The 1,486-nt window shown below is 44.9% G+C and carries 1 protein-coding gene and 1 CRISPR repeat array; the gene reads left to right on the top strand.

Translation table 11 applies throughout. The annotated features are described in order from the left end of the window. Positions 1-141 precede the first annotated feature (141 nt). The gene (queE, locus tag E0D98_RS24115; RefSeq protein WP_001199973.1) at positions 142-813 is read left to right on the top strand and encodes a 7-carboxy-7-deazaguanine synthase QueE; all 672 of its coding nucleotides are present in this window, start codon (positions 142-144) and stop codon (positions 811-813) included. Positions 814-1,152: 339 nt separating this feature from the next. Next, a CRISPR array of direct repeats spans positions 1,153-1,365; the repeat unit is 29 nt; unit sequence GAGTTCCCCGCGCCAGCGGGGATAAACCG. Positions 1,366-1,486: the final 121 nt, after the last annotated feature.

Here is a 1,486-nt window from a genome sequence, read left to right as displayed (position 1 = left end):
CATAATACGTTACTCCCTTTAATTATTAACGATATGTTTCGCATTTTTCTTTAAATCTGCATGTAACAGAATGTTAATAAGACATGATTGTTGCGGCAGGATCTGCAATAATTAACAATTATCCACTTCACAGAGAATGCTATGCAGTACCCGATTAACGAGATGTTCCAGACCCTGCAAGGTGAGGGTTACTTTACCGGCGTCCCCGCCATTTTTATTCGTTTACAGGGATGCCCGGTTGGCTGTGCCTGGTGCGACACCAAACACACCTGGGAAAAGCTTGAGGATCGGGAAGTCTCCCTTTTCAGCATTCTGGCGAAGACCAAAGAGAGTGATAAGTGGGGGGCGGCGAGCAGTGAAGATTTGCTGGCTGTCATTGGTCGGCAGGGATATACCGCGCGGCATGTGGTGATTACGGGTGGTGAGCCTTGCATTCATGATTTGCTGCCACTGACTGACCTGCTCGAAAAGAACGGTTTTAGCTGCCAGATCGAAACCAGTGGAACTCATGAAGTACGCTGCACACCGAATACCTGGGTTACCGTATCACCAAAGCTGAACATGCGCGGCGGCTATGAAGTGTTGTCACAGGCACTGGAGCGAGCCAACGAAATCAAGCATCCAGTGGGGCGCGTACGTGATATTGAAGCACTGGATGAACTACTGGCAACGCTGACCGATGATAAACCGCGAGTCATTGCACTGCAGCCGATTAGCCAAAAGGATGATGCCACACGTTTGTGCATTGAAACCTGCATTGCGCGTAATTGGCGTTTGTCGATGCAAACACATAAATATCTAAATATTGCCTGATTAAACATTTATAAGCGTTATAAATGGGTGGAACCTGTAAAGACTTCTACTCATTTATATTGTTTGTCGCCTCTGAAAACTCCTCCATTTTACCCATCCAGGGCTAATCATTAGCATTCTCTACAAATTCTGTGGCATTAATTTTTCGCTGGAGTGAAAATTATTGCGGTAAAGTTTGGTAGATTTTAGTTTGTATAGAGTTATTTTAAATATTTACCTTTTTAATCAATGGATTAAGTGCTCTTTAACATAATGGATGTGTTGTTTGTGTGATACTATAAAGTTGGTAGATTGTGACTGGCTTAAAAAATCATTAATTAATAATAGGTTATGTTTACAGAGTTCCCCGCGCCAGCGGGGATAAACCGCGTGCCTTCGACTTTGCGGATCACGTCGTCTTGAGTTCCCCGCGCCAGCGGGGATAAACCGAAACCGGACGAGGGCGCGCTAAAACGTGATTAGAGTTCCCCGCGCCAGCGGGGATAAACCGCCTCTCAATTTGTAACGTCTGCAATGTCAGGCGAGTTCCCCGCGCCAGCGGGGATAAACCACCATATAACCCGTTATCTCTTTCTCAAGTTTTTATATTAGCAGTACTTGTAATAAGCAACATATCCACGTAACACCTCATGTTCAAAATAGTTCTCCATGCCAGAGAGGTTCACAATTATCG

Origin of the sequence: Escherichia sp. KCJ4928 (genome assembly GCF_004352695.1) — a bacterium.
GTDB lineage: Bacteria > Pseudomonadota > Gammaproteobacteria > Enterobacterales > Enterobacteriaceae > ECMA0423.
The sequence above is the reverse complement of the archived record's forward strand: the minus strand, read 5'-3'. Positions and strand labels throughout refer to the sequence as shown.

Excerpts from the sequence above, each read along its gene's own strand:
- queE (WP_001199973.1), top strand. The coding sequence starts at position 142 with ATGCAGTACCCGATTAACGAGATGTTCCAGACCCTGCAAGGTGAGGGT.